The 5,615-nt window shown below is 68.8% G+C and carries 8 protein-coding genes; 3 read left to right on the forward strand and 5 right to left on the reverse strand.

The features are described from left to right. Both M6444_RS04450 and M6444_RS04455 read left to right on the forward strand, forming a co-directional pair. On the forward strand, positions 1 to 831 hold an 831-nt coding region (locus M6444_RS04450; RefSeq protein ID WP_298323546.1), incomplete at its 5' end, for a DUF4097 family beta strand repeat-containing protein. Further along, positions 828 to 1,031, forward strand: a complete 204-nt coding sequence (locus M6444_RS04455; protein WP_298323548.1) for a hypothetical protein — start codon at positions 828 to 830, stop codon at positions 1,029 to 1,031. The genes M6444_RS04450 and M6444_RS04455, both read left to right, overlap by 4 nt. Here M6444_RS04455 and M6444_RS04460 read toward each other — a convergent pair. The 5 genes from M6444_RS04460 to M6444_RS04480 all read right to left on the reverse strand — a co-directional run bounded on the left by M6444_RS04460 (position 1,028) and on the right by M6444_RS04480 (position 5,303). Continuing rightward, positions 1,028 to 2,119, reverse strand: coding sequence for a YihY/virulence factor BrkB family protein (locus M6444_RS04460; RefSeq protein ID WP_298323549.1), 1,092 nt, complete (start codon positions 2,117 to 2,119; stop codon positions 1,028 to 1,030). The two genes, M6444_RS04455 and M6444_RS04460, sit on opposite strands and share 4 nt — an antisense overlap. A 27-nt stretch (positions 2,120 to 2,146) precedes the next feature. Then, complete coding sequence (locus M6444_RS04465) at positions 2,147 to 2,416, reverse strand: DUF3618 domain-containing protein (protein ID WP_298323550.1); 270 nt, start codon at positions 2,414 to 2,416, stop codon at positions 2,147 to 2,149. Further along, on the reverse strand, positions 2,413 to 2,817 hold the full coding sequence (locus M6444_RS04470) for a phage holin family protein (protein WP_298323551.1): 405 nt from the start codon (positions 2,815 to 2,817) through the stop codon (positions 2,413 to 2,415). The genes M6444_RS04465 and M6444_RS04470 overlap by 4 nt, the downstream gene beginning before the upstream one ends. Beyond that, positions 2,792 to 3,091, reverse strand: a complete 300-nt coding sequence (locus M6444_RS04475; RefSeq protein ID WP_298323552.1) for a hypothetical protein — start codon at positions 3,089 to 3,091, stop codon at positions 2,792 to 2,794. Before M6444_RS04475 ends, M6444_RS04470 begins: the two co-directional genes overlap by 26 nt. Positions 3,092 to 3,188: 97 nt before the next feature. Beyond that, on the reverse strand, positions 3,189 to 5,303 hold the full coding sequence (locus M6444_RS04480; RefSeq protein ID WP_298323554.1) for a S9 family peptidase: 2,115 nt from the start codon (positions 5,301 to 5,303) through the stop codon (positions 3,189 to 3,191). 71 nt (positions 5,304 to 5,374) lie between these two features. On the opposite strand from M6444_RS04480, the gene M6444_RS04485 reads away from it, so the two are divergent. Next, a partial coding sequence (locus M6444_RS04485; RefSeq protein WP_298323556.1) for a GntR family transcriptional regulator occupies positions 5,375 to 5,615 on the forward strand: 241 nt, incomplete at its 3' end.

Genomic DNA, 5,615 nt, shown 5'->3' on the forward strand with positions numbered 1-5,615 from the left:
CCGGTGACGTTCCCGGCTGACGGCCCGGTCGATGTCAGTGTCCGGCAGCACTCCGGCGAGACGATCGTCACCGCGCTCGACACCACTGAGGTGAGTGTCGACCTGCGAGCCTCCGGGCCCGACGCCGACCAGATCATCGACGCCACCACGGTGGACTTCCGTGCTGGTGCCCTACACATCGAGGTCCCGAAGACGCCGAGCTCCGGTCTGCAACGCGCATCGGTCGACATCAGCGTCACCGTGCCGCGAGCAAGCGCACTCGACCTGCAGAGCGGCTCCGGCAAGCTCGTGATGGATGGCGAGTTCGCCGCGGTCACGGCCAAGTCCGGCTCCGGCGACATCTCCGTGGACTCGTGCACCGATGCCGAGCTCAAAGCCGGCAGCGGCAGCGTCGTCGTCCGCACCGCCCAGTCCGTCACGGCCTCTACCGGTTCTGGTGACATCACCGTCGACGTCGCCGGTGGCCGAGCCGAACTCAGCACCGGTTCGGGTGACGTCGAGCTCACCGGTGCGGTGGGTTCGGGCTCGGCGACCACCGGATCCGGCGACGTCACCGTCTCGGTGCTCGACGGGTCGTTCGAGGTCAAAGCCGTCTCCGGCGATGTCACCATTCGCCGGGCCGTCGCAGGCGAACTGCGGGTCAAGACGGTGAGTGGCGACGTCGAGGTCGGCATCGCCGCCGGTACAGCTGCCCATCTCGACGTCTCGTCGGTCAGCGGGCGGGTGCGCTCCGGGCTCGACGAAGCCGACGGTCCGGGCGACTCCGACCACAAGCTCATGCTGTCCGCCCGCGCGGTCAGCGGCCACATCACTCTGGAGCGACGGCCATGAATCTTCAGCTGCACGACACCATGCATCGCGAACGTGCGATGCGCCTCCACCAGGAAGCGTCGGCATCGGCGCAGGCCCGCCGGGTGCGGCGCGCCCGACGACTCGACCGCTTCGCTCGCTGGGCCGATTCCAGCGCACGCATGGCGCACCGGGTCTCAGCGTGGTTCGCCGCGCGCGCCCGCGCCAATCTGGCCCGCTAGCTCTCGTCCATCCGGCTTTGGGTGCGTAGGCTGCGCCCTTGGCGCACGAGCTCGGCGTGCTTCGCCTCAGCCTTGTCGATGCCCTTGCTGTCGCGTGGCGGCAACTGCAGGTCCTCCTCCGCGGCTTTGCCGTCCCGCAGCTCCCGGGCTCGCTCGGCCTCGGCGTCGAACTCCGCACCGAACAGCAGGGCCAGGTTCGTCAACCACAGCCACAGCAGGAACACGATCACGCCGGCCAGCGCGCCGTAGGTGGCGTTGTAGCTACCGAAGTTGGCGACATAGAAGCCGAACGCCGCCGACGCCACGGCCCACACGACGATCGCGATGACGGCGCCACCACTGAGCCAGCGGAACTTCGGCTTCTTGATGTTCGGCGTGAGGTGGTACAGCATCGCCACGATCAAGATCACGATCAGCAGCAGCGCGGGCCACTTGGCGATGTTCCACACCATCACCGCGGTGTCTCCGGCGCCGATGGTCTCGCCGATCGACCGGGCCAGCGGGCCGCTGACGATCAACATCACCATGGCGGCCAAGATGAGCAGCATCATCAGCAAGGTCACGCCCAGGATGATCGGGCGGAGCTTCCAGAACGGCCGGCCTTCGGTCACGCCGTAGACGGTGTTCATCGCGCGGCCGAACGCGCCGACGTAGCCCGAGGCCGACCACAACGCCACGGCCAACCCGATGATCAAGGCGAGGCCGGCACCCGGTGGGTCAGCGAGGTTCTGAATGGGTCCTTCGAGGTCTGCGGCCACGGACGCCGGGGCGATGTCTTCGATGATGTTCAACAGCTCGTCGGTGGTCCGGGTGCCTTGTCCGAAGGCCGCGGGCAGGGACACCAGCGCGATGAGGCCCGGGAAGATCGACAGGATCGCGTAGTAGGTCAGCGCCGCCGCCAGGTCGGTGCAGCCGTCGTCGATGAACTCGCGCACGCTGCGCTTGATCGCGTAACCCCACGACATGCCGTTCGAGGTCGGCTGGTCAGGGGCGTCACGGGTATCCGGGGCATCCGCGGCACGGCCGGCCCCGGTCGGCGGCTGGGCCGTGGGCTGGGGCGCGCCGGACCGCGTGGTGTCGTCCGACATGATGGCTCCTCGGTAGGCGGAGACGGGCTACCGGCGGTAGCGCCACACGATGATGCCCGCGACGGCGGCGACGAGGACGGCGCCAGCCACCGCCAGAGTCACCGGTCGCGTCGCGGCATCCCGGGCAGCGGCGACGGTGCGCTGGGTCTGTTCCCTGACGTCGAGCTTGCGCGACAACGCCTCGACCGTCTCACCGAGCTCGTGCCGGGTCTGCTCGATGTGGGCCGCGAGTTCGTCGACCCCCGCGCCGTCCGGCGGTTCGACGGCGGGGCGACGTTGGTCTGGTGGCGCGCTCACGAGTGCCCGCCGCCTTTCAGCTCTTCGACGTCGCGGCGGACGCTGTCGGCGGTGCGTTGCGGCGTCGGGTGCACCTGGTCGACCTGCCGCTTGCCGAGCAGTGCGGCGATACCGGCGATCAGCAGCAGGGCGCCCCCGACGATCAGCGCGGCCGCCCATACCTCCAGCACCAGAGACAGGGCGGCCACCGCGCCGGCGAGCAGCGCCGCCACGCCGTACAGCGCGATCAGCCCCGCCGCACTGAACAGACCGACACCCTTGCCGGCATGGCGAGCGGTGTCCTGCATCTCGGCCCGAGCCAGCCGCATTTCGTCGCGGACCAGATGTGACGTCTGTTCGGAGAACTGTTTGACGAGGTCGGCGACGGACTTGTCGTCACGAGTACTGGTCGGGGCGGCCATTGGCACTCACCTCCGGATCGACGTCCTCATGGCGCTGGACGGTCGACTTCACCTTTTCGGTGGCGCGCCCGGCCGCCTCGGTGAGGCGCTCTTGGACGTGCGGCGCCTTCGCGCGGACGGCCTGTTCGGCGTCGGAGACGCGCTGCTGGACCTTGGGGTCCTGCCACCAAGCGTTCGCGCGTCCCTTGATCTCCTCGTACCGCTGGCGTCCGGCGCGGGTTCCGAGCACGTACCCCACGGCGGCACCGGTCAGGATGAGCAGCTTGCCCTTCATGATCACTCCTCGATTTCGAGACAGACGAACGCGTACCCGAATTTACGCGCTGCATGCTGACCCGCAAGGCTGATCGACCAGGTCGGTGCGGGCGGTGTCAGGCCGACGTGGCGTCGATGACGAAAGCGAGGACGAGTGCTTCGTCGCGCCAGGCGTCGTAACGTCCGGATGGTCCGCTGTGTCCGGCCCCCATCTCGGTCTTGAGTAACAACGGGCGGTCGCCGGTGGCCGTAGCGCGTAGTCGAGCGACCCACTTCGCCGGTTCGTGATAGCTCACGCGCGGGTCGTTCAGCCCGGCGGTGACCAGCATGGCGGGGTAGTCGACGGGCGCGACGTTCTCGTACGGCGAGTACGCCTTCATGTAGGCGTACACCTCGGCGGACTCGACCGGGTTGCCCCATTCCTCCCACTCGATGACCGTCAAGGGCATCGACGGATCGAGGATGGTGTTCAGCGCGTCCACGAACGGCACTTCGGCCACCAGCGCAGCGAAGGCGGACGGCGCCAGGTTGGCGACGGCGCCGATCAGCAGTCCGCCCGCGCTCCCGCCGCGCCCGGCCAGCCGGTCCGACGAGGTCCAGCCCGCCTTCACCAGGTGTTCGGCACAGGCGATGAAGTCGGTGAACGTGTTCTTCTTGGCCAGCAGTTTGCCGTCCTCGTACCACCGGCGTCCCAGCTCGCCGCCGCCGCGCACGTGGGCGATGGCGAACACGAACCCGCGGTCGAGCAGGCTGAGCCGCGGAATGGAGAACCACGGGTCCATCGACGCCTCGTACGAGCCGTAGCCGTAGAGCACGCACGGCGCGCTGCCGTCGCGGGGCGTGTCGCGGCGACGTACGAGTGAGATGGGTATGCGGGTGCCGTCGGCGGCGCTCGCCCACTCCCGCACCGCCTCGTAGTCGTTCGGATCGAACTCGCCCAGGACCGGCTTGCGCTTGCGCAGCCGCAGCTCACCGGAGCCGATGTCGTAGTCGTAGACCGAGCTCGGCGTGGTCAACGAGGTGTAGCCGAGACGGAACACCGACGTGTCGAACTCCGGGTTCGTCCCGGGGTGGACGGTCCGGACCTCTTCGGGAACCTCGATGAACCTCGCGGAGCGCACGTCGGCAGCGCCGTCGGTGCCTTCGGGCAGCGGCAGGACCTGCAGTTCCGTACGCCCCTGGTGGCGCATGGACACCACGAGGTGCGTCGCGAAGGCGTCGACGCCGGTGATGCGTGTTCCGGCCCGGTGGGCGAGGACGGGCCGCCAGTTCGCCCGGCCAGGCGCGGTGACCGGCGCTGCCACCAGCTCGAAGTCCTCGGCGTCGTCGTTGTGCACGATGTAGAAGGTGTCGCCGGCATGGTCGAGGGAGTACTCGACCCCCTGGCGGCGGGGCTCGATCACGGTGAACTCGCCCAGCGGCTCGGTCGCCGGTAGCACCCGGACCTCGCTGGTGACCATGCTGCCGACCCCGATGACGATGTACTGCTCGCTGCGCGTCAACCCGACACCGGCGAAGAACCGCTCGTCGGTCTCCTCGTGCACGATGACGTCCGACTCGACCTCGGTGCCCAGGACGTGCCGCCACACGCGGTACGGGCGCATGGCGGCGTCGACGGTGGTGTAGAACAGCGCCGAGGCGTCGGCGGACCACGCGGTGCTGTAGTACGTGCCCGGAATCGAGTCGGGCAGTTGTTCGCCGGTCTGGAGATCCTTGAACCACATGGTGTAGGTCTCGTCGCCGTCGTGGTCGGTGGAGTACGCGAGCAGCCGGCCGTCCGGGCTGACGTCGAAGGCGCCGAGGGCGAAGTACGGGGAGTCGCCGGCGAGTTCGTTCTCGTCGAGAAGTACCTGTTCGTCATCCGGTGCGGGCAGCGGCTGAGTCGGGTCGTCCGGAAGCTGCGGCTCGGTGCGCGACCGGCAGTGCACCGCGTACTGCTGCCCTTCGGTGGTGCGCGTGTAGTACCACCAGGAGCCGTGACGGGTGGGGACGGACAGGTCGGTCTCGAGCGTGCGGGACTTGATCTCGTCGAAGATCGTGTCCTGAAGCTCCTTGGTGTGGGCCAGCGCCGCCTCGGTGTGCGCGTTCTCGGCTTCGAGGTAGGCGATGGTGTCCGGGTCGTCGCGGTCTTTCAGCCAGGCGTAGTGGTCGACGACGGTGTCGCCGTGGACGTTTCGGCTGGTGGCGACGCGCTTGGCGATGGGCGGGCTGAGGCGTTCGAGTTCCGGCACGCACTCGACCGTACCGCAGCCGACCGTGTCCCGACTTGTTCTAGTTTCAATAGAACAATAGACTCAGTGGCATGTTGATCCGGCTGGACCCCGCCTCCGCCGAGCCGCTGTTCGCTCAACTGGCCTCCGCTGTGCGCGGCGCGGTGGCGCGGGGAGAGATCACCGCTGGTGAACGCCTGCCGGGCGCACGCGATCTGGCCGATTCGCTGAGTGTCAACGTGCACACCGTGTTGCGGGGCTACCAGCAGCTCCGCGATGAGGGCGTGGTCGAGTTGCGCCGCGGACGGGGCGCGGTGGTCACGGCGCGTGGCG

It is taken from the genome of Haloactinopolyspora sp. (genome assembly GCF_027324685.1).
Taxonomy (GTDB): Bacteria; Actinomycetota; Actinomycetes; order Jiangellales; family Jiangellaceae; genus Haloactinopolyspora.

Bases quoted from the DNA above. Each gene is read 5' to 3' on its own strand.
- M6444_RS04455 (WP_298323548.1), top strand. From the start codon at position 828: ATGAATCTTCAGCTGCACGACACCATGCATCGCGAACGTGCGATGCGC.
- M6444_RS04460 (WP_298323549.1), bottom strand. From the start codon at position 2,119: ATGTCGGACGACACCACGCGGTCCGGCGCGCCCCAGCCCACGGCCCAG.
- M6444_RS04470 (WP_298323551.1), bottom strand. From the start codon at position 2,817: ATGGCCGCCCCGACCAGTACTCGTGACGACAAGTCCGTCGCCGACCTC.
- M6444_RS04475 (WP_298323552.1), bottom strand. From the start codon at position 3,091: ATGAAGGGCAAGCTGCTCATCCTGACCGGTGCCGCCGTGGGGTACGTG.